Source organism: Psychrosphaera ytuae (assembly GCF_017638545.1).
GTDB lineage: Bacteria > Pseudomonadota > Gammaproteobacteria > Enterobacterales > Alteromonadaceae > Psychrosphaera > Psychrosphaera ytuae.
Genome location: NZ_CP072110.1, coordinates 1,560,163 through 1,580,846 on the forward strand (window position 1 = coordinate 1,560,163; position 20,684 = coordinate 1,580,846).

The window sequence follows — 20,684 nt, forward strand, 5'->3', positions numbered from 1 at the left end:
ATAGTTATGACCTTTTGTCATTACTCAGTAACAGGAGCCACTTTCATTGTTCCGACTTGTACTTCTATCACTTCGACTTTAGCACCCGCCGTTAAATCAGAATCCGCTTCGATTTTCCAATTTACTCCTGAGTACAAATACATACCAGGGTGTACTGAGGTAACATCGGTTTCTAAAACAAACTGGTGACCTATCAAATCTGATTTCACCGTTTGTGGTTTGCTGTCTTGTTGCAGACGACTTAATGGCTTCCATAACAGCGCAGTATACAATGCAGAAAGAACCGCAATTGAGATTAAAATATTAGCCCAAGTATCAGTAAAGATACCGAAGTTTAATAACAAACCCGTTGTTAACACCGCCAAGCCAATTAAGGTTAAAAAGAACGTCGCAAATCCAAGGATAACGATATCGACAACGGCCATAAGTATCCCTATCGCCATTAGGATTTGCGCAGTATCATCAAAAATCCACATACCGCCCTCCTACTTCTTATTCAGAGTGTCAATAATGGTCATCGCTTGTGCGACTACACTAGATGCATCCGTTGAACCATCTGGTAGAAGAACCACTGAAGATTCTTTCGCAATGGCTTGTTTAGCTTCAATCGCTTTAGTTGCAAGATCAAGTTGAATCGCTTTTTGACCTTGCTCAGTTTTAGCTACATTACCAACTAGCTCTAACGCTTCTGCCTGTGCAGCGGCGACTTGCATAATTGCTTGAGCTTCACCTTCAGCTTTTAAGATTTGTTCTGCTTTTTCAGCTTCCGCGGCCAAAACCTGTGCTTGTTTTTCACCTTCTGCAACATTGATTGCTGCTTGGCGGTCACCTTCTGATTCCAAAACTTGTGCACGCTTTTCACGCTCAGCTTTCATCTGGCGCTCCATCGCTTCCATAACAGAAGATGGTGGCACAATATCTTTGATTTCGTAACGCAACACCTGAACACCCCATGGCGCAGAGGCTTCATTGATCGAAGAGACGATATTGGTATTCAAAGAATCACGTTCTTCGAACGTTTTGTCTAATTCCATCTTACCGATTTCGCTTCGCATAGTAGTTTGAGCTAACTGAATAACAGCAAACACATAGTCGTCTACACCGTAAGAGGCTTTGTAAGGATCCAAAACGCGGAAATACAACACGCCATCGACAATTAACGAGATATTATCTCTAGTAATTGCAGATTGGCCTGGCACATCAATAGCTTGTTCTTTCAACGAGCGATCGTATGCAACGACGTCGATAAATGGCACGATGAAGTTGAGACCGGCTTCAATCGTTTTATTAAATTTACCAAATCGTTCAATGACGTAAGCCCTGTTTTGCGGGACAAACTTTATTGAAGACTTTAGTAACACGATAACCAAAACTAGAGCTGCAAATTCAAATGACAGCACCATGTTTAGTAGTTCACTCATGGTAGTTCCTTCTTTATAGTTATATGGTCATTTTAAATGACCTGTTGTTTCCAGTGTGATGTTACAAATGTTGCTTATAAATCAGAGTTAATCGAGGTTTCCTTGATTCTCTAAGTAATCTATCGACGGCGCAAAAAAAGCAGCTCCTGTTTCCGCTGTCGTGTAATTTAGTAAGTGGTCATAATTGCCCGCATCCGAACCAAACACCATGTTGGCCAAGATCTTTTCAAAACTGTCGGGCTCTTTGCAATAAGATAAAAACAATAAACCTTGCGTATTTAGATTTCCATAGGGCATACCCTGACGCAATAGCTCAATAACTTCCCCTTCGCGATTAAAGCATCTGGCACGAAACGTATGTGCTGTTTCGGGTAAGTCTTCTGGGGCTAATTTTGCATTATCTTTTATGTAACGGCCAATGATTAGCTCTTGCTCTTCAGTTGGAGTGCGCTGCCAACGATTGAGATGATGTCGGTAACGTTGAACATGTAAATAACTGCCTCCGACAAAAGGTCCAGGTTCTGTTACCAGAGCGACTTCACGTCTTTTACGACCTTTGGCATTAGCAGTGCCTTTGACAAAGCCAGTCAAGTCACGGCCATCGAGGTATCTAAAACAAGGAACCTGCTCAATCAACTCAACCATTTCACCAAACAGTTGGTGTAGTTTTTGACTGGCAATGTAATTGACATCTTGACGGTCAGATCGCAATTGAAAAAACAGATCGACCGGTACGGCTGGCATGTGTCTGTCTTCGTGACGCATAGCAGGGAACGGCTTTAGGCCGCTAGGCTTGTTGTTGGGATACAACTCAGACCAAAAATTAGCGCCGATGGCAACAACGCCACTAAACATTGCTTCTGAAAACTGATCGCCAAGTTGCTCAAATAATTTCGGCAGTTGACTTAACGCTTCACGAATCGCAGGCTCATATCCCTCATGGGCATTAAAAAACAAATGCAAGCCATGCAAATTTGCTTCACTGCATATTCCCCACTGCTCTCTCGCCATTTATAAAAACCCGCATTCCGTATTTGTTTTTATTTTAAATAGATTTAGCCAAAAGTGAACAAAAAACAAAGCTCGAATTTATTGTGTGCTTAGAGGTTATAAATCGAAGAGCTGATATCTGTAAAATTACAAACTTTGCGCTAGGGCAATAAAATTACAAAAAAGTGCTCTCAAAGCCCCTAATTTATTGGCTTTGTGGAATCTTAAGCTATATTTACGGACAGCTTAACTGTGGATGACAATAGTCAGTCACTTTAAAAGCATCAGGGATCAGCACTTTTTTCTGCAGTAAATTTTTCGATAAACGATGCATTAATTAGTATTAAGGACTTAATTGTCACTTTTTTAATGAAATAAAAGTGTAATAATTACGACAACTTAAATACAAATGTCACAAATATTTCACAATGAAATATTTTTGTAACATTTATGTAGTCTAATAACGCCACTTCAATTTGGTTTAAGCCAAATTGGCATTATTAGTATTACAATTTCCTTATACAGGTACTCTTATGAAAATGTTAAAAACTCTTGTAGCGGCTTCTGTTCTTTCAGCAATGGCAGCGCCAGTCATGGCTGACACTACTGTTTACGGTAAAGTTAACGTAACTGTACAAAGCTCTGACGATGGCTCTGAGTCAATCACAGAACTAAAAAGCAACAACTCTCGTCTAGGTGTAAAAGGCTCACAAAAGTTAGATGGCGGTTTGGAAGTTGTATACAAATACGAACTACAAGTTGATGTATCTGATGAGTCTGGTGAGAAAAACTTAAAATCTCGTAACCAGTACGTTGGTTTAAAAGGTGCATTTGGTGAGGTTCTTATCGGTCGCAACGACACTATGTTTAAGCAATCACAGGGCAAATTTGACTTGTTCTCTGATTTAGAGGGCGATATCAAAGTGTTGTGGAAAGGTGAAAACCGAATGAGCGACAGCATTTCTTATAAAACGCCAAGCATCAACGGTTTCCAAGGTGGCATCAGTTACATCCTTGACGAAGACGCTGATGATGCAGCAACTTCACTTTCTTTAACATACGGTGACGGTGCACTTAAAAAAGGTAAGTACTACGCAGCTATCGCTATCGACAGCGAAGTTAAAGGTTACGATGCAACTCGTTTAACGCTAGGTACTAAAGTATCTGACGTAAAACTGGGCTTTATGTTCCAAACTCAAGAAAACGTTGAGTCAGGTGAAGAGAAAGACGGTTTCTTAGTTAGTGCACAATACAAGTTAGGTAAGTACGACCTCAAAGGCCAATACCAGTCTCTAGAAGATGACAATGGCTTTACAATTGGCGCTGACCGCAAGCTAGGTAAAAATACCAAAGTATTCGGTTTCTATACGACATACAACATGGATATGTCTGAAGACGAAAACTATTTAGCACTTGGTTTAGAACACAAGTTCTAATTCGATCCTTAGCTTAAAAAGACACTCTAAAAAGCCGCTTAAATGCGGCTTTTTTCGTTTTAAAACACCTAGTTGTAACATTAAAAATAAATAGGATCATACGGTTAACAATAATGATCCTAAAAAAAGGATAAAACAGTTTTTGTGTAATAAACTTGTCATATTCATCGCCTAGTATGACCACAGTTAAAACGAATTAAGTTTCAGTTCAGTCCCAACCACTGAACAAAAAGTCTTAAACTATTGGAGCAATAAAATGAAACTAAAAGCACTAGTTGGCGCGTTAGGCCTAACCTTAGCATCACTTGTAAGCACTTCTGCCGTTGCAGTAGACAAGGATATCCCAACGTATGAAAAAACCAGTGGTATCTCAGGTAACCTTTCTTCAGTTGGTTCTGACACACTAGCTAACATGATGACGTTTTGGGCGGAAGAGTTTAAACGTTTTTACCCTAACGTTAACATCCAAATTCAAGCTGCGGGTTCTTCTACTGCTCCTCCAGCATTAACAGAAGGTACTTCTCAATTTGGTCCAATGAGCCGTACGATGAAGTCAAAAGAAATCGAATCTTTCGAAAAGCGCTACGGTTATAAGCCAACTGCTATTCCTGTTGCAATCGATGCACTAGCGGTATTCGTTCATAAAGACAACCCAATCAAAGGTCTTAAAATCTCTGAAGTTGATGCAATTTTCTCGTCAACTCGTAAGTGTGGTGGTGACAAAGATGTAGACCGTTGGGGTGACTTAGGTCTAACTGGTGAGTGGGCAGCAAAAGACGTTCAGTTATTTGGTCGTAACTCGGTATCTGGTACATACGGCTACTTCAAGAAGAAAGGCCTTTGTAAGGGTGACTTCAAAAACAACGTAAATGAACAGCCTGGTTCTGCTTCTGTTGTTCAGTCAGTATCTTCATCGCTTAACGGTATTGGCTACTCTGGTATCGGCTACAAGACTTCTGGCGTTCGTACAGTTCCTCTTGCGAAGCGCGGTGAAAACTACATCGACGCGACTACAGAAAATGCAGTATCTGGCGAATACCCACTATCTCGTTTCTTGTACGTTTACGTAAACAAGCACCCGAACAAGCCTCTTTCGCCAATGGAAGCTGAGTTTGTAAAAATGGTATTGTCACAATCTGGTCAAAAGATCGTTGAAAAAGACGGTTATATCCCTCTACCAGCTGCTGTTGTTCAAAAGCAACTTGCAAAACTTGGCCTTAAATAATTAAGCCAAGTCCTAACACGCAAAAGCCGAGCTAATGCTCGGCTTTTTTGTTGTTAAGTCAGGAATAAACAAGTGGCGGAATAACTCGTTTACACAGCCTCTTCTAACTCTATATCAACAATAATATCAGAAGCGATCTGCTCTAAAGCATTTACGATCACGTCTGGATCCATTCCTTCTGGTAACGTTACTTTAGCAACAGCGTGAAACAACTCACCTCCCCAGTTTGGAGCCGACTGATGCGACGAAACAAAGCTAACAATGTTAGCGCCTTTATGGTTGATCACTGTAGATAACTCTTGGACGATCCCTTTGCGATCGTTTCCTGTAATCACTAACTCTAAGTCTTGCGCAGGTTTAGTTTCGAGTGCCTCGCATAAATGGGTAGTGATCTGCATCCCAGGGAGGTCACTTAGTTCTTTTTGCAATTCGGCCAATTGGGTTTCGGGCACCATCACCTCAATAACACCCGCAAAATAGCCGCTTAAAATACTTAAATTACTCGCCAGCCAATTTGCTTCATGAGCAAAAACAACATTTGATATTTTTTCTACCAAACCCGTTTTGTCTTCAGCAATGACTGTTAACACCAAATGCTTCATTAATGACTGTACCTTTTTTTATTCTTATTTGTAGTTTGAGTATTAACAAAAAATATAAATTAATCCAGTGACACACTGGTTAAAATTGTGCCTATTTAACGGCAAAACCCAGAAAAACTCCTATACTGGCTATCAACTTTTTGCGCTTGTTAGTGGGCCGTCCAATAAGGCTTGTCACATTATTGTAACAATAATGACATATACTTCGCGCCATCTAAATTAGGGTAGGTATTTTAGTATGTCTCAAACATTAGACAACGCGTTAAAAACCGAATCAACTCGTCTTTTTAAAGATAAAGCCGCTAAATACGGCGTCATGACGGGCGGTATTTTAGTACTTTGCGCATTGTTACTTATTTTCTTTTATCTATTGTACGTCGTTCAACCTGTGTTTAATTCTGCACATGTAGAAGCGCGTCCAGCGACAACAGCCGTTGATAAATCATATTTTGCAGTAGGCATAGAAGAGCAAACCGAAATATCTTTCGCCCTGACAAAATCGGGCCTAGTTGATTTTTTCAATGTTAAAGGTGAATCTGCAGGCACTCAACTTGATTCTATTCAAGCGAGTGTCCCGCAAAACGTGGTGGCAGTTGCTAATTCAGCTCCTCACCAAGGTCTCTTTGGTTACATGAGTGATGACGCAGAACTCACCATCGTAAAACCAATGTTTAAAATCGACTTCAAAGACAATCAGCGTACCTTATCACCAAGAGTAAACTATCCATTTGGTGAAGAAGGTCTACCGTCGCTTTTTGAATCTCAAGACGAAACGATCACTCGATTTGCCTTTGCTGTCGAAGAAAGTGTGGTCAGTGTCCTTTATCAATTGAGCAATGGCTCGTTGCACTTCGCTAAACTTGAGGGCGAAGAAAACTTCATGACCGAAGAAATCGAGTGGGAAATTGAAAAGTCGGAACTTGATTTTGTTAAAGGTGAAATCAAAAATTTACTAATTTCACCAGATGGTAGTCGCACATTTGTCGTTACCAAGCACGAGCTCTATGTCATCAACACTCGTTATGGCAGTGAAGCCGAGTTGCTTTACAACAATAAAATAAGCCGTAAAGGGGTTGATTTAACTGCTTCAAACCTTTTAGCCGGTGCCAATTCACTAATGCTTGCATACAGTGATGGTGTTATTAATCAATGGTTTGAATCAAACGGTGCCGATGGTCGTGACTTCGTTTTAGTTCGCAAGTTTGAGATGCAAACTAACAACGCTGATAAAGCGGTTACTGCTATCTATCCTGAGTTTTACCGTCGTACCTTTATCGCTGCAACACAGTCAGGTGAAGTAAACCTATTCCACACCACCTCAGAAGCTGAGTTATGGGAAGGTCAACTAAATACTGAAAATGTCACTGACATTCGATTTTCACCACGTGCCAATACGTTTGTTGTATTGGGTCAAAACGCGATTCAAGTTAACAATATTGAAAACGAGCACCCAGAAGTAACTTGGTCTGGCTTGTGGCAAGAAGTTTGGTACGAAGGTTATCCTGAGCCAGATTACATTTGGCAGTCGTCTTCTGCGAGTGATGACTTTGAATCTAAATTTAGCTTAGTGCCAATCTCATTTGGTACGTTAAAAGCCGCTGCATATGCGATGTTGTTTGCGGTTCCTATTGGTCTTGCTGCTGCGGTGTACACAGCATACTTCATGGCCCCGTCAGTTCGTAAAGTTGTTAAGCCGACCGTTGAAATCATGGAAGCCTTACCTACGGTTATCTTAGGTTTCTTAGCAGGTCTTTGGTTAGCACCTATTATAGAAGAGAAGTTACCTGCAGTTATTCTGATCTTAATACTGCTCCCGCTTGCGATATTTATTGCCGCTTTTGTTTGGCATAACATTCCAAAGAACATCAAAAACCGTGTACCTGCTGGTTGGGACTCAATTATCTTAATCCCGATCGTTGCAATCGTTGGTTATGTGTCGTTTGCGATGAGCCCTTGGGTTGAAGAAATATTATTCGACGGTAATACGCGTCTATACATTACCAATGAGCTAGGTATTACGTTTGACCAACGCAACTCTTTAATCGTCGGTATCGCGATGGGCTTTGCCGTTATCCCAACCATTTTCTCGATTGCTGAAGATGCGGTGTTTAGTGTTCCTAAAGCCTTGTCTAGTGGCTCACTTGCACTTGGTGCAACACAATGGCAAACCTTAACAAAGGTTGTATTGTTAACCGCTAGTCCAGGTATTTTTTCTGCAGTTATGATGGGCTTGGGCCGCGCCGTTGGTGAAACCATGATCGTACTTATGGCAACCGGTAACACGCCAATTATGGACTGGAGTATTTTTGAAGGTATGCGTACCTTGAGTGCGAACATCGCAGTTGAAATGCCAGAATCAGAAGTAGGCAGCTCTCACTACCGAATTTTATTCTTGGCAGCATTCGTACTATTCATCTTTACCTTTGTATTTAACACGATTGCTGAGTTTGTTCGTCAGCGATTACGTGAAAAATACAGCTCACTTTAATGCGCACCTAAGAAAAGATTTGGAGAATAAATATGAAGTTGTGGTTTAAATCAGGTGCCCCTTGGGTGTGGATGACAGCAGGTGCAGTTAGTATCAGTTTGTTATCAGTAATCGGCCTACTGTTACTTATTGCATCACGTGGTTTATCGTTCTTTTGGCCATCGGATATTCATCAGTTTGAATTAACCGATGCCAATGGCAAACAGCGTACTATCATTGGTGAGATCTATGACTCGGAACAAGTTCCGACTCAACGTCTCATCGAATCAGGCGTTAAATTTGATTCAGTTCAAGGCGAGTATGTTGAGCGCTACCTTGTAAAAACAGGTAACCGCGAATATGTCGACTTAGACTTCCAGTGGTTGCTAGGCCCAGAAATCAAAAAACAATCTACGCCATCTGGTATCGCAGTTTTTGAACGAAGCAAAAACGGTAACTTTTACGGCTTTGTCGAGTCTGTCACTATGGATGGCAAAGTTATCACAGAAAACACTCAAGACGCTTTGTTTGAAGCTATCGATCGCGCAGTAGAGTTAAATGATAAAGCCCTAGACTTACAAAACGATGAAATCGGTGCCATCAACTACGAACTCGAACAGTTGCGTTTAAAAGAACGTAAATATGAGCTTGACGGTGAGTTAACTGAAGAAAACCTAGCTGCTTTAAATGCACGTCGTGCTGAGCTAAGAGCTGAGTACAAGGTCTACGAGAAACAACTTTTTGCTTACCGCGATGAAGCGCGCCGTGATTCGGTAACGGTTAAAGACATGCGTGGTGAGTCAGTTGTTTTGCCTGTGTTTTACATTTTGGATGTGTCTTTCCCGAACGACATGGGTTTCTTTGCGAAAGTAGGTCAATACGTTAAACAAATTGGTAAATTTATTGCGGATGATCCTCGTGAAGCCAACACCGAAGGTGGTGTATTCCCAGCAATCTTTGGTACCGTATTCATGGTTTTATTGATGGCGGTGATCGTCACACCATTTGGTGTTATCGCAGCGATTTACCTACACGAATACGCAGGTAACAATGCAGTAACCAAAATTATTCGAATTTCGGTTATCAACCTAGCAGGTGTTCCATCAATTGTTTATGGTGTATTCGGTTTGGGTTTCTTTGTATACATGCTAGGCGGCTCAATTGACCAATTGTTTTACCCAGAAGCACTACCAGGTCCTACCTTTGGTACACCAGGTGTAATTTGGTCAGCGTTGACGCTTGCTATTTTGACCTTGCCTGTTGTTATCGTATCGACTGAGGAAGGTTTAGCACGTATTCCTGGTTCGTTGCGTCAAGGTTCACTTGCATTGGGTGCAACTAAAGCGGAAACGATTTGGCGAATTATTATTCCTATGGCGTCACCAGCTATCATGACAGGATTAATCCTAGCCGTAGCTCGAGCTGCAGGTGAAGTAGCACCACTGATGTTGGTTGGTGTAGTTAAAATGGCACCGACGTTACCAATTGACGGAAACTTCCCGTACATCCACTTAGATCGCAAATTTATGCACTTAGGTTTCCATATCTATGACGTTGGTTTCCAAAGTCCAAATGTTGAAGCTGCACGTCCACTTGTTTATGCGACGTCGCTATTACTCGTCACCGTTATTGTGACATTGAACATTACCGCAATTGGTATTCGTAACCACTTGCGTGAGAAGTATAAGTCTCTAGAGCATTAATCTAGAGCATCAACCAGAATATGAATGGCCAGCCAAGGCTGGCCCAACAAAAGAATTAATTGAAGTTAAGAGGTTCCAGATGATTTCTGTCGCACCGGATATGAGTAACAAAACGTCATCAAGCGTTGATTTAGACAACCTAAGTCCTGAGCAAATTGCTCTTGAAATTAAAGACCTAAACTTGTTTTACGGTCAAAAGCAAGCGCTTGAAAATATCAACATGGTGATCCCAAAGGGTCAAGTTACAGCCTTCATCGGTCCATCAGGATGTGGTAAATCAACCCTTCTACGTTGTATCAACCGTATGAATGACTTAGTTGATACCTGTAAAATCGAAGGTGAGATTTTGCTTCACAACCAAAACATCTACGACAAGTCGGTAGATGTAGCCTCACTTCGTCGCAAAGTCGGTATGGTATTCCAACGCCCTAACCCGTTCCCAAAAAGCATTTACGAAAATGTTGTTTACGGTTTGCGTCTTCAAGGTGTAAACGACCGTCGCATTTTAGACGAAGTAGTACAACGCTCGCTAACAAATGCGGCATTGTGGAACGAAGTGAAAGATCGTCTTCACGAGAGTGCACTGGGCCTTTCAGGTGGTCAGCAACAGCGTTTGGTTATTGCTCGAGCGATTGCTATCGAACCAGAAGTATTGCTGTTAGATGAACCAACCTCAGCACTTGACCCAATCTCAACCTTGACGATTGAAGAATTAATTACTGAACTCAAAGATAAGTATACAGTTGTTATTGTTACGCATAACATGCAACAAGCAGCACGTGTATCAGACCAAACTGCCTTTATGTACATGGGTCAGTTAATTGAACACGCAGACACTAATGCATTGTTTACTACGCCTAAAATGAAGAAGACGGAAGACTACATCACTGGCCGTTATGGTTAATCGATAATTCGCTCATTTTTTTCAAATTAGCAGTACGTTTTTAGAGAGGCACACTATGGAAATCAATTTAAACAAACACATCTCTGGCCAGTTTAATGTTGAATTAGAACAGATCAGAAACGACGTTTTAAAAATGGGTGGCTTGGTTGAACAACAACTCACCAACGCACTCAACGCAGTCAACAATTTCGACCATGACTTGGCAAAACAAGTGTTAGAAAACGACATTCACGTCAACAAAATGGAAGTTAAAATTGATGAAGCGTGTACGCGTATCATCGCCAAGCGCCAACCAGCTGCCTCTGACTTACGTTTGGTTCTAGCCATCATCAAAACCATCACTGATCTTGAGCGTATTGGTGACGAAGCGGAGCGTATTGCACGTGTCGCGCTTGAGTCTTTTAACAAAGCACAGCAAGAATTTTTGGTATCAATGGATAATATGGGCCGCAAAGCGACCACCATGTTACATGATGTTTTGGATGCATTTGCGCGTATGGATGTCGACGCCGCGTTTGAAGTTCACCAATCAGACAAAGCATTAGACAAAGAATATGAAGGCATTACCCGTCAATTAATGACCTACATGATGGAAGATCCGCGTTCGATTCCTAAAGTAATGGACGTTTTATGGTCAGTCCGTTCGTTAGAACGCATCGGTGATCGTTGCCAAAATATTTCAGAATACATTATTTATTTCGTCAAAGGTAAAGACGTCCGTCACACCTCTGAAGATGATATAAAAGAAAACGTTTTGTAAACATTTGATTTTAAGAGGATAAAAATACTCCTCTTGGTTTTTCCTCAAAAGCACCTGCCGCACTCTCGCTAAGGTGCTTTTTAATTGCCTTTCTTCCTGTAACAAATCTGTAACATAAGTGTCATATAATTGTTAACAAGTTGTCATTTTGTCTATGAAACTTGTAGCGAAGCAAGTAAAATGCAACTTTAATTAAACCTGCATATATGTGCTGGTTTTTTTTTGTCACTAAATTAAGGGTTCACTATGGCCATTAACTCAATTTTAGATGTTTTTGCTAAGTCACCACTAAAAGCATTAGAAAGACACATAGATACTGCTTATTCAGCTGCAAAGCTTCTTACACCATTTTTTGAGGCTGTATACGCAGAAGATTGGACCAAAGCTAAAGAAGTTCGCGGTCAAATTTCAAAGCTGGAAAAAGAAGCAGACGAAATTAAACGTGAAGTTCGTATGAATCTACCTCGTGGCTTATTTTTGCCAGTTGAGCGTACAGATTTGTTAGAGTTAATCACTCAACAAGATAAAATTGCAAACAAAGCAAAAGATATCTCTGGCCAAGTTCTTGGTCGAGAATTAGTTATTCCTTCTCAAATTCAAACAAGCTTTACAGCCTTCGTAGCTCGTAGCATTGACGCAATTGAGCAAGCAGCAAAAGCAATCAATGAATTTGACGAACTACTAGAAACGGGTTTTCGCGGCCGCGAAGTCGAACTAGTAGAACGCATGATCACTGAATTGGATTCTATCGAAGACGATACAGACAGCATGCAGATCTCTATCCGCCAGGAACTAAGAAAAATCGAAGACGAGTTAAATCCTATCGATGTCATGGTGACATACAGAATGATTGAATGGATTGGGGACTTAGCCGACTTAGCAGAGCGCGTTGGTTCACGTTTAGAACTGATGTTAGCGCGATAAGCTCACTCTCAATTTTATATTAAAAATAATTAGGTAATTCTAATGGATATTATATCTACGTATGGCGTCATGTTGATTGCCACAGCTGCCATTGTCGGCTTTTTTATGGCATGGGGTATTGGTGCAAACGACGTTGCAAACGCAATGGGCACCTCAGTTGGATCTAAAGCTTTAACAATCAAACAAGCTATCATCATAGCAATGGTATTCGAGTTTGCGGGTGCTTACTTAGCCGGTGGTGAAGTAACATCAACAATTCGTAAGGGTATTATTGATTCAGCTCCATTCATTCCTAACCCAGAATATTTGGTTTTAGGTATGATTTCTGCCCTATTCGCGGCTGCTATTTGGTTAGCTGTTGCTTCTTACTTGGGTTGGCCGGTAAGTACGACTCACTCAATCGTTGGTGCTATTGTTGGTTTCGCAGCGTTTGGTGTTGGTATGGACGCAGTAAACTGGGGTAAAGTTGGCGGTATCGTCGGAAGTTGGATTATCACACCGATGTTGTCAGGTCTGATTGCATATCTAATATTCATCTCAGCTCAAAAGCTAATTTTTGATACTGAAGAGCCACTTAAAAACGCGAAAAAATATGTTCCTTTCTACATGTTCCTAGCTGGCTTTGTAATGGCGCTAGTTACAATCAAGAAAGGTCTTAAGCACGTTGTTAAATCTGGTGACTTAAACATTTCAGGCACTGAAGCATACGTATACGCTATCCTTGCCGGTATCGCTGTAGCAATGATTGGTAAGTACTTCATTAGTCGTATTAAAATTGACCCTACTGCTGATAAAGAAATGCACTTCAACAACGTTGAAAAAATCTTTGCGGTATTAATGGTTGTTACTGCGTGTTGTATGGCATTTGCTCACGGTTCAAACGACGTTGCAAACGCGATTGGTCCATTGGCTGCGGTTGTAAGTATCGTATCTAACGACGGTCAAATCTTACCGAAAGCGTCTCTAGCTTGGTGGATTTTACCACTAGGTGCATTTGGTATCGTTGCAGGTCTTGCACTATTTGGTCACCGTGTAATCCGTACTATCGGTAACGGTATCACTCACTTAACGCCTAGCCGTGGTTTTGCTGCTGAATTAGCTGCAGCATCTACAGTAATCATCGCGTCTGGTACTGGTCTTCCTATCTCTACAACACAAACTCTTGTTGGTGCTGTATTAGGTGTAGGTATGGCACGTGGTATCGCGGCACTTAACTTAGGTGTTGTACGTAACATCGTAGTATCTTGGGTAATCACATTACCTATCGGTGCAGCTCTATCAATTATCTGTTTCTTAGGTCTTAAAGCAGCGTTTGGCGTTGCCTAATCTAAAATACGATTCTTGATGAAAAAGCCCGAGCAATGCTCGGGCTTTTTTGTGTTTACACTTAATGAGTGTTCAGCAGTGTTTCTGTTACACTAACCCACTAAAAATTATAAAAATACAACAAGGAACTAAGATGAAGGAACTTATATTATTGCTGACTCTGTTATTTGCATTGCACACCAATGCGAACACAGACCCACACATTTCTGTCCTTGGCCAACTTCCAAAGGTAAGTGACGTTCAAGTATCACCAGATGGAAAAAATATTCTTTTTTTAAATGCAGTTAATGGCAAAAACTGGATAACAATCACTTCTGTAAAGCAAGGCGAAATGGCGCCCAAATATATGGAAGTCGGCACTGGTACTTTACGAGACGTAGAGTGGTTGTCAGCCAAACATGTTTGGTTTTCAGGCACGGCTACCCATTACTCTAAAGCGGATAATGATACCTTTACTCTAGCCCGCTCAGGTGTATTGAACATCGACACCATGAAAGTGTACTGGCCATTTAATACCAATAGGTATAGGTACAACATCTCAGCGCCCAAACTACTAAATAAGCTAGCTGATCAACCTAACAAAGTCGCTATGTCATATTACTACAGCGGAGTTGGTCAAAGTGCTGGTAATGTTTACACGGTTCATATCATCGATCTCGAAGAAGAAGAACGCGAAGATATCTTCAAAAAATCCGATTCTCGAAATGCACATCTCGACTCTAAAGGTAATCTTATCAGTTATCAGAGATGGGACGGCAAACAAAACGTTTACGTCACTTATGTTCTAGACAAAGAATCCGACGACTTTGTCGAATTACAGGATGAGTCTGGAGAAGCCCTATTTGATTACAACATTACCGGTTTTGATAAAAAAACGAATTCAATTTACTACTACGATTTGAATGACGACCAAACCTACATTGTTAAAAAAGCACCACTAGAAGGTAATAAAGTAGGTGTACCTACTGTCATCGCTGAGCAACAAGGACTGGATGTTGATTACACAGTTAAAAATTATCACTCGAGCGACATAAACGGGTACGTCTATATTGATGATTATCCTGAAAGCTACTTTTTTGATGATGAGTTAAATCGCATCCAACAAGGGCTCAAGGCGACTTTTAGTAACGCTTCTGTACGTATCACAGCCTATACGCCCGACAAGCAAATATTAACAATCGCGGTTAGTGGTGATGATTACCCTAACGAGTACTACATTTATAATCGCAAACAAAAATCACTTGATTATTTAATGCAAGGTTATGAAGTAAAAGACAGAGCCCAACTCGGTAATGTCGCCAAATTCACTTACACAGCGTCGGATGACACAGAAATTCAATCTTATGTGACTATACCTGCAAAAGTTTCTGACAATAAACTTCCGCTTATAGTGTTGCCTCACGGAGGCCCCGAATCCAGAACCGATATGTCGTTTGATTGGTTACGCCAGTTTTATGCATTGAACGGGTTTGTGGTGTTTGAACCTAACTTTAGAGGCTCATCGGGTTATGGAAAAAACTTTACCACCAGCGGTTACGGTCAATGGGGTAAAGCCATGCAACAAGACGTATATGATGGTGTTAACGCCGTTATTGATAAATATAATATTGATAACAACAGGGTTTGTATTGTTGGAGCTAGTTATGGCGGTTATGTTGCCATGATGGCAGCTATCGAAAAGCCAAAATTATTTAAATGCGCAGTTTCGTTTGGTGGTGTAAGTAGTTTGGCTAATTTAATGATGCATTCAGAAAACCAAAAGAACTCTATTTCTTATTGGGAAAAAAGCATTGGCGATTACTCAAACAAAGAAGAGCTTATGAAGTTTTCCCCGCAAGACATTGTAAAAGCTAATTCATCACCAATGTTGCTAATTCATGGCGCTAAAGATACGGTTGTTGAGCCTGGTCAATCAAAGGCCATGCACAATAAATTACTTGAAAAGGGCGTTAAAGAAAGTAAGCACATTGAAATAGATGGCGCTGACCATTGGTTTAGTAAGCCAGAAACCCGTACTCGGTTTTTGCAAGAGAGCATAACTTTTATAAATAAGTACATCTAATCACATGACTGTTATCAACGATACTCAGCCACTTTTTAAATCCGTTTAGATGAATTGGCTAGATACAAAAAAGCTCGCTATATAGCGAGCTTTTTTACTGTCTTAAATTAATTAAGCAGCCGCTTCTTGCGCCTTTAAACGTGCGCCTTGACGCTCAATTAGGTCAGCAACTTTGTGCATTGAGCTAAGGTGAGCATAGATTGGACCTAAGAAACCACGCTTGCGAAGTGATAAAAACGCTTCGTCAGACAATTCAGAAAGTTTCTTCTCATCAACCATCAACAAACCGTTTAAGTTATATTCACGGTCCATTACTTTTACGTTGATGTTCTTAGGAGCTAATAACTCATTTTCTTCTAAAGCTGCAATAAATGCTTTAGTGATTTTTTCGTTTTCAACGTAGCCCATAAGTGCTTTTTTACGCTCAGCTAAGTACTCAGACTCAGAACCGTCTTCGTTAAATAAAGCTGTACCTTCGTCTTCACTTACCACTTCACTGTTTACGTTAATCGCAATAGCAAAACGGTTTTCATCTTCTTGATGTGGGATAACACTTAATGGTACGTGAGTGTAACGCGCTGGCACATAACGACCAGACCACTTGTTTTCTTCAGTTACGAATAAGTTTGTGTTTTGCTCTACACCTAAAATAGCAACTGGGAATGTTGCTTCAGCTTTTTCGTCGCGTACAAATACAACCGGGAATTCAGCACCAGCTAGGGCAAATTCTTGAACAACTAAACCAAGTGCGTGTTGGTTTTTAAGATCCTCAACGCTTGTTTTTGATTTGATTTTTACGTTTTTGTGCTTTTCGTTGTGTAAAGCTTGGTATTCTGCAGCCATGGGACTTCTCCAAATGTTCCATTTACGTCATTGACGCTTTTTTAATTTTATTATTCTTTATCAAGTAGTATATCGGTGCAACCTTTTGCGCATGTTATGACGAGCTGTTGCTCTTGAGGCGCAATAACCAAAGGTTGCTGACATGTAGGACAATTAACTGGTTTACCTGCTAGTACCTTTTTTATTAGCGCTTTTTGCTTATTAAAGGTATTTGCAGAATGCTTATTGAGGGATGAAAAGTCCATCTGAGTCTTCTACATGTTGATAACTTAAGGTCTACATGAGGACAATAAGCCAAAAATAAAGCGTGCCGCAACAGAAAAAGCCAATTTATTTTTTACTTGGTCAATAATCCGTCAACTTAGTGCACACTCACTATATAGAATCGACTTGTTATAACTAAATGCCCATCATAGCTAATCTGTCTATGACTTCTCGAGTGATGCGTTCAAGGGTGGGATGTTCAGAAGCAAACTTAGCTTCGAGGGCGAGCAGTTGCGAATGAATGGTTTCTTCTGCCTGTAATTCATCCGATTTAATCAATTCACTAACCTGCTTGTCCAATTCACGAACTTGCTCTCTGATTTGTGGGTCAACATTTTTTGCGGTTTCTAACTCTGCGTGTAATTTCGCAAGAGAATTAACAAGTTCAGACGGTAACATGACAAACTCCTCTGCCTAAGTAGTATCGTCAAAACACAATATGACGACCTACTACAAGCTTAGACAGGAAGTTTAAAAATGTGAATTTTTACAAATCGAAAGAGTGACTAAAACCTGCGTACAGTTTTACTTCTTCTGTATCACCAGCGTCGACGTCACTGATTTGTACTTTAGAAATACCTACATTGAAACCTTTGTATGCATACTCAACTTTTAGATCCACAGAGTCATTATCAATGGCATCACCCGAATAGTGACCTAAGTGAAAGCTTACCGAGCTGTCATCATCAATTGGTAAATCATAGCCAGCCTCTAGATAAAGAGTGTCAGCAAAGTCGGCGCCATCAGCCTCGGCTAATAACCAAGCACCTACTGAAAAGTTGTTGTAACTAGCAAGTGCATAAATCTCTGAGTTGTTCGCTTCGGTCAGGCCAGGATAAAGATAAACAATATAACCTAAGTCATAATCGATGCCGCTATTTGAAAATGTATAACCGCCATACACATCAACTTCAGCGTCGGCACCAGAAATACTTGAAGCCCAAACCCCTGCGTACCACCCCTCAGATGAGGACCAATCTAAACCTGCAAATACCGCTGGATCACCCTCAGTTTGTTCAAAGCCACGCCACAAATAATTTGTTGTCACACCAACATTTGCCGATGTTTCTGCGGCAACTTGGCCAGACGTCAAAGATAAAGTCGCCAATAAAGAGGCAATAGCAATTGAAGAAGCTGTTAATTTCATATCGAAGTTCCCTTATTATTTTTATAAACTAATAGTTGTTGTAATTTATCGTTGCTTTAAACACCATCGAAAGTAGTCCAGTGATTCGCACTTGTCGTACTTAAATGTGTTTCAAGTTTTATACCCATGGATAAGCATTTGATTTTAATAGCTTATTTTAAATAAAGAAAAATCACAGGCTAATCCTTGACCAATTTTGGTGCATTCAGCCCCTTTATTGGTGCTCACTTATTGGAATAAGTATGAAAAACGAATTTATTTTATCTCCATCTATTCTTTCAGCTGACTTTGCAAAACTCGGTGACGAGGTAAATGAAGTGCTATCGGCAGGTTGCCAGTGGGTCCACTTTGACGTCATGGACAACCATTACGTGCCAAATTTAAGCTTTGGCTCGATGATTTGTAAGGCCCTAAAAGATCATGGGATTGATGCTCCAATCGATGTGCACCTAATGGTTGAGCCCGTGGACAGTATGATTGAGCAATTTTCCAAAGCCGGCGCCGACCTAATTACCATTCACCCTGAAGCAACCAAGCATTTGCACCGCTCACTGTCACTTATAAAAGACGCAGGGTGCAAGGCAGGAATTGCACTTAACCCCGGAACTCCTATTGAGGTATTGGACGAAGTGCTACCAATGATTGATCTCGTATTGGTTATGTCAGTCAATCCCGGGTTCGGTGGCCAAGCCTTTATTCCAGCCAGCTTAGATAAAATAAAACGCTTACGCGCCAAAATCGACGCATCTGGTTACAACATCCGAATTTCGGTCGACGGCGGTGTAAACCAAGACAACGTGAGAGAAATAGCTGATTGTGGTGCTGATACATTTGTAATGGGCTCTGCTATTTTCAACGCCGAAAATAGAGCGGCTCGTGTCGCCCAGATCATCGCAAATTTATCGTAACTGCTCGCAATCCGTTGCGCCATTTTTAATACAGGTTACAATGGCGCACTTTACAACCTATTTAGAATTTTAAAAACGGCAAAATAATGACAAGTACAGTACTAAGTGGAATTCAACCAACCGGCGGCATGACTATTGGCAACTATATTGGTGCCATCAATCAGTGGCGTACGATGCAAAATGACAATGACTGTTATTTTATGTTGGTCGACCTACATGCCATTACTGTTCGTCAAGAACCAGAAATGCTGAGAAGTAGAGTTTTAGATGGCGTTGCGCTATACACTGCATGTGGCATCGACCCAGACAAGTCAGCGTTATTTGTTCAGTCACATGTAAAAGAACACGCACAACTCGCTTGGGTCCTTAATTGTTACGCGCAAATGGGCGAACTTAACCGTATGACTCAGTTTAAAGACAAGTCATCAAAACACAGCAATAACGTTAACGTAGGGTTATTTAGTTATCCTGTGTTACAAGCTGCAGATATCCTTTTATACCAAGCCAACCAAGTACCTGTTGGTGAAGACCAAAAGCAACACTTGGAGCTAACTCGCGATATCGCAACTCGTTTTAATAATATCTATGGTGATGTATTCACGATTCCAGAGCCTCAGATCCCTCAGTTTGGTGCTCGTGTTATGAGTCTTCAGGATCCATTGAAGAAGATGTCTAAATCAGATGAAAACCCGAACGGTTACATCATGTTGTTAGATGAGCCTAAAAAGATTGAGAAAAAGCTTAAAAAGGCCGTAACTGATTCTGACGAACAAGCTCGTATCTATTTTGATACCGATGAAAAGCCAGGTGTGTCTAACCTACTAACTCTTTTAAGTGTTGCAACGGGTAAAAGCATTGACGCATTAGTGCCGGAATACGAAGACAAAATGTACGGTCACCTTAAAAAAGATACAGCTGAAGCCGTCGTTAGCATGATTGAACCGATTCAAGCCCGTTTTAACGAGATTCGCCAAGACCAAACTGAACTAGAGCGCATCATGAAAAACGGTGCAGAAAAAGCGTCTGTCAGAGCCGAAAAAACATTGGCGTCGGTATACGACGCATTAGGTTTTATCCCAAGACCATACTAATAAACGGCCCTATCAATGCTGTTAATGATAGATAATTACGACTCTTTTACTTTTACCTTGGTAAATTATTTAGAGTCGTTAGGCCAAGAGGTGCTCGTCAAACGCAACGACGAGCTCTCTATTTCGCAAATAACCGCCCTAAATCCAGATAAAATTGTTCTTTCACCTGGGCCTTGTTCACCGAACGAAGCGGGTATTTCATTACAAGCCGTTCAACACTTTTATACCAAGACTCCAATTTTAGGAGTGTGTTTAGGTCATCAAGTTATTGCTCAGCAGTTTGGAGCAAATGTGGTGCGCGCTAATAAGGTTATGCACGGTAAAACATCGTCTATCACTCATAACCAAACAGGTTTGTTTGCGAACCTACCCAACCCTATGACGGTTACGCGCTATCACTCTTTAATTGTAGAAGAGCAAAGCTTACCTGAATTTATTGAACCGACAGCATGGGTTGACCAAACTCTACCAAAAGAGCAACATGGACTAATGGCACTCAGCTTAAAAGACTACCCAGTTGCCGGAGTCCAATTTCATCCCGAGTCAATAATGTCAGAGCAAGGGCTGAAATTACTGTCTAACTTTTTAACGTTGTAATGGATTTCTACTAA

At 40.9% G+C, this 20,684-nt stretch carries 19 protein-coding genes; 12 read left to right on the top strand and 7 right to left on the bottom strand.

The window, feature by feature from the left end; translation table 11 throughout:
* Positions 1-20 precede the first annotated feature (20 nt).
* From J1N51_RS06830 to J1N51_RS06840, 3 genes are all read right to left on the bottom strand, one after another.
* A complete protein-coding gene (locus J1N51_RS06830) occupies positions 21-476 on the bottom strand; it encodes an NfeD family protein (protein WP_208833179.1) in 456 nt (151 codons plus the stop codon).
* Positions 477-485: 9 nt separating this feature from the next.
* On the bottom strand, positions 486-1,421 hold the full coding sequence (locus J1N51_RS06835) for an SPFH domain-containing protein (protein ID WP_208833180.1): 936 nt from the start codon (positions 1,419-1,421) through the stop codon (positions 486-488).
* Between the two features lie 87 nt (positions 1,422-1,508).
* On the bottom strand, positions 1,509-2,432 hold the full coding sequence (locus J1N51_RS06840; RefSeq protein ID WP_208833181.1) for a Dyp-type peroxidase: 924 nt from the start codon (positions 2,430-2,432) through the stop codon (positions 1,509-1,511).
* Positions 2,433-2,944: 512 nt separating this feature from the next.
* Between J1N51_RS06840 and J1N51_RS06845 the strand changes: the two genes are divergently transcribed.
* Both J1N51_RS06845 and J1N51_RS06850 read left to right on the top strand, forming a co-directional pair.
* Positions 2,945-3,847, top strand: coding sequence for a porin (locus tag J1N51_RS06845; protein ID WP_208833182.1), 903 nt, complete (start codon positions 2,945-2,947; stop codon positions 3,845-3,847).
* Between the two features lie 256 nt (positions 3,848-4,103).
* Entirely contained in the window at positions 4,104-5,072 is a 969-nt protein-coding gene (locus tag J1N51_RS06850) for a PstS family phosphate ABC transporter substrate-binding protein (protein WP_208833183.1), read from the top strand.
* An 89-nt stretch (positions 5,073-5,161) separates the two neighbouring features.
* Here J1N51_RS06850 and J1N51_RS06855 read toward each other — a convergent pair whose 3' ends face one another.
* A complete protein-coding gene (locus tag J1N51_RS06855; RefSeq protein WP_208833184.1) occupies positions 5,162-5,674 on the bottom strand; it encodes a glycine cleavage system protein R in 513 nt (170 codons plus the stop codon).
* A gap of 238 nt (positions 5,675-5,912) precedes the next feature.
* On the opposite strand from J1N51_RS06855, the gene J1N51_RS06860 reads away from it, so the two are divergent.
* The 7 genes from J1N51_RS06860 to J1N51_RS06890 all read left to right on the top strand — a co-directional run bounded on the left by J1N51_RS06860 (position 5,913) and on the right by J1N51_RS06890 (position 15,820).
* Positions 5,913-8,162, top strand: coding sequence for an ABC transporter permease subunit (locus tag J1N51_RS06860; protein WP_208833185.1), 2,250 nt, complete (start codon positions 5,913-5,915; stop codon positions 8,160-8,162).
* 32 nt (positions 8,163-8,194) lie between these two features.
* Positions 8,195-9,844: a phosphate ABC transporter permease PstA gene (gene pstA / locus J1N51_RS06865; protein ID WP_208833186.1), complete on the top strand. Its 1,650-nt coding sequence runs from the start codon at positions 8,195-8,197 to the stop codon at positions 9,842-9,844.
* Positions 9,845-9,923: 79 nt separating this feature from the next.
* Entirely contained in the window at positions 9,924-10,748 is an 825-nt protein-coding gene (pstB, locus tag J1N51_RS06870) for a phosphate ABC transporter ATP-binding protein PstB (protein WP_208833187.1), read from the top strand.
* A 55-nt stretch (positions 10,749-10,803) separates the two neighbouring features.
* Positions 10,804-11,508 (top strand): phosphate signaling complex protein PhoU, encoded by a 705-nt coding sequence (gene phoU / locus J1N51_RS06875; RefSeq protein WP_208833188.1) that lies wholly within the window; start codon positions 10,804-10,806, stop codon positions 11,506-11,508.
* Between the two features lie 246 nt (positions 11,509-11,754).
* Complete coding sequence (locus J1N51_RS06880) at positions 11,755-12,432, top strand: TIGR00153 family protein (RefSeq protein ID WP_208833189.1); 678 nt, start codon at positions 11,755-11,757, stop codon at positions 12,430-12,432.
* A gap of 42 nt (positions 12,433-12,474) precedes the next feature.
* A complete protein-coding gene (locus tag J1N51_RS06885) occupies positions 12,475-13,758 on the top strand; it encodes an inorganic phosphate transporter (protein WP_208833190.1) in 1,284 nt (427 codons plus the stop codon).
* A gap of 133 nt (positions 13,759-13,891) precedes the next feature.
* Positions 13,892-15,820, top strand: a complete 1,929-nt coding sequence (locus J1N51_RS06890) for an alpha/beta hydrolase family protein (RefSeq protein ID WP_208833191.1) — start codon at positions 13,892-13,894, stop codon at positions 15,818-15,820.
* A 111-nt stretch (positions 15,821-15,931) separates the two neighbouring features.
* On the opposite strand, the gene J1N51_RS06895 is transcribed toward J1N51_RS06890, so the two are convergent.
* The 3 genes from J1N51_RS06895 to J1N51_RS06905 all read right to left on the bottom strand — a co-directional run bounded on the left by J1N51_RS06895 (position 15,932) and on the right by J1N51_RS06905 (position 18,074).
* Positions 15,932-16,663 (bottom strand): SapC family protein, encoded by a 732-nt coding sequence (locus J1N51_RS06895; protein WP_208833192.1) that lies wholly within the window; start codon positions 16,661-16,663, stop codon positions 15,932-15,934.
* A 399-nt stretch (positions 16,664-17,062) separates the two neighbouring features.
* The gene (locus J1N51_RS06900; RefSeq protein ID WP_208833193.1) at positions 17,063-17,326 is read right to left on the bottom strand and encodes a DUF4404 family protein; all 264 of its coding nucleotides are present in this window, start codon (positions 17,324-17,326) and stop codon (positions 17,063-17,065) included.
* 88 nt (positions 17,327-17,414) lie between these two features.
* The gene (locus J1N51_RS06905) at positions 17,415-18,074 is read right to left on the bottom strand and encodes a TorF family putative porin (protein ID WP_208833194.1); all 660 of its coding nucleotides are present in this window, start codon (positions 18,072-18,074) and stop codon (positions 17,415-17,417) included.
* A 242-nt stretch (positions 18,075-18,316) separates the two neighbouring features.
* Here J1N51_RS06905 and rpe point away from each other — a divergent pair, with 242 nt between their 5' ends.
* The 3 genes from rpe to J1N51_RS06920 all read left to right on the top strand — a co-directional run bounded on the left by rpe (position 18,317) and on the right by J1N51_RS06920 (position 20,670).
* Positions 18,317-18,982 (top strand): ribulose-phosphate 3-epimerase, encoded by a 666-nt coding sequence (rpe, locus tag J1N51_RS06910; RefSeq protein ID WP_208833195.1) that lies wholly within the window; start codon positions 18,317-18,319, stop codon positions 18,980-18,982.
* Between the two features lie 86 nt (positions 18,983-19,068).
* Entirely contained in the window at positions 19,069-20,073 is a 1,005-nt protein-coding gene (trpS, locus tag J1N51_RS06915) for a tryptophan--tRNA ligase (protein WP_208833196.1), read from the top strand.
* Between the two features lie 15 nt (positions 20,074-20,088).
* A complete protein-coding gene (locus tag J1N51_RS06920; RefSeq protein WP_208833197.1) occupies positions 20,089-20,670 on the top strand; it encodes an anthranilate synthase component II in 582 nt (193 codons plus the stop codon).
* Positions 20,671-20,684 lie beyond the last annotated feature (14 nt).

Coding starts and splice junctions, on each gene's coding strand:
- J1N51_RS06830 (WP_208833179.1), bottom strand. CDS start 476: ATGTGGATTTTTGATGATACTGCGCAAATCCTAATGGCGATAGGGATA.
- J1N51_RS06835 (WP_208833180.1), bottom strand. CDS start 1,421: ATGAGTGAACTACTAAACATGGTGCTGTCATTTGAATTTGCAGCTCTA.
- J1N51_RS06840 (WP_208833181.1), bottom strand. CDS start 2,432: ATGGCGAGAGAGCAGTGGGGAATATGCAGTGAAGCAAATTTGCATGGC.
- J1N51_RS06845 (WP_208833182.1), top strand. CDS start 2,945: ATGAAAATGTTAAAAACTCTTGTAGCGGCTTCTGTTCTTTCAGCAATG.
- J1N51_RS06850 (WP_208833183.1), top strand. CDS start 4,104: ATGAAACTAAAAGCACTAGTTGGCGCGTTAGGCCTAACCTTAGCATCA.
- J1N51_RS06855 (WP_208833184.1), bottom strand. CDS start 5,674: ATGAAGCATTTGGTGTTAACAGTCATTGCTGAAGACAAAACGGGTTTG.
- J1N51_RS06860 (WP_208833185.1), top strand. CDS start 5,913: ATGTCTCAAACATTAGACAACGCGTTAAAAACCGAATCAACTCGTCTT.
- pstA (WP_208833186.1), top strand. CDS start 8,195: ATGAAGTTGTGGTTTAAATCAGGTGCCCCTTGGGTGTGGATGACAGCA.
- pstB (WP_208833187.1), top strand. CDS start 9,924: ATGATTTCTGTCGCACCGGATATGAGTAACAAAACGTCATCAAGCGTT.
- phoU (WP_208833188.1), top strand. CDS start 10,804: ATGGAAATCAATTTAAACAAACACATCTCTGGCCAGTTTAATGTTGAA.
- J1N51_RS06880 (WP_208833189.1), top strand. CDS start 11,755: ATGGCCATTAACTCAATTTTAGATGTTTTTGCTAAGTCACCACTAAAA.
- J1N51_RS06885 (WP_208833190.1), top strand. CDS start 12,475: ATGGATATTATATCTACGTATGGCGTCATGTTGATTGCCACAGCTGCC.
- J1N51_RS06890 (WP_208833191.1), top strand. CDS start 13,892: ATGAAGGAACTTATATTATTGCTGACTCTGTTATTTGCATTGCACACC.
- J1N51_RS06895 (WP_208833192.1), bottom strand. CDS start 16,663: ATGGCTGCAGAATACCAAGCTTTACACAACGAAAAGCACAAAAACGTA.
- J1N51_RS06900 (WP_208833193.1), bottom strand. CDS start 17,326: ATGTTACCGTCTGAACTTGTTAATTCTCTTGCGAAATTACACGCAGAG.
- J1N51_RS06905 (WP_208833194.1), bottom strand. CDS start 18,074: ATGAAATTAACAGCTTCTTCAATTGCTATTGCCTCTTTATTGGCGACT.
- rpe (WP_208833195.1), top strand. CDS start 18,317: ATGAAAAACGAATTTATTTTATCTCCATCTATTCTTTCAGCTGACTTT.
- trpS (WP_208833196.1), top strand. CDS start 19,069: ATGACAAGTACAGTACTAAGTGGAATTCAACCAACCGGCGGCATGACT.
- J1N51_RS06920 (WP_208833197.1), top strand. CDS start 20,089: ATGCTGTTAATGATAGATAATTACGACTCTTTTACTTTTACCTTGGTA.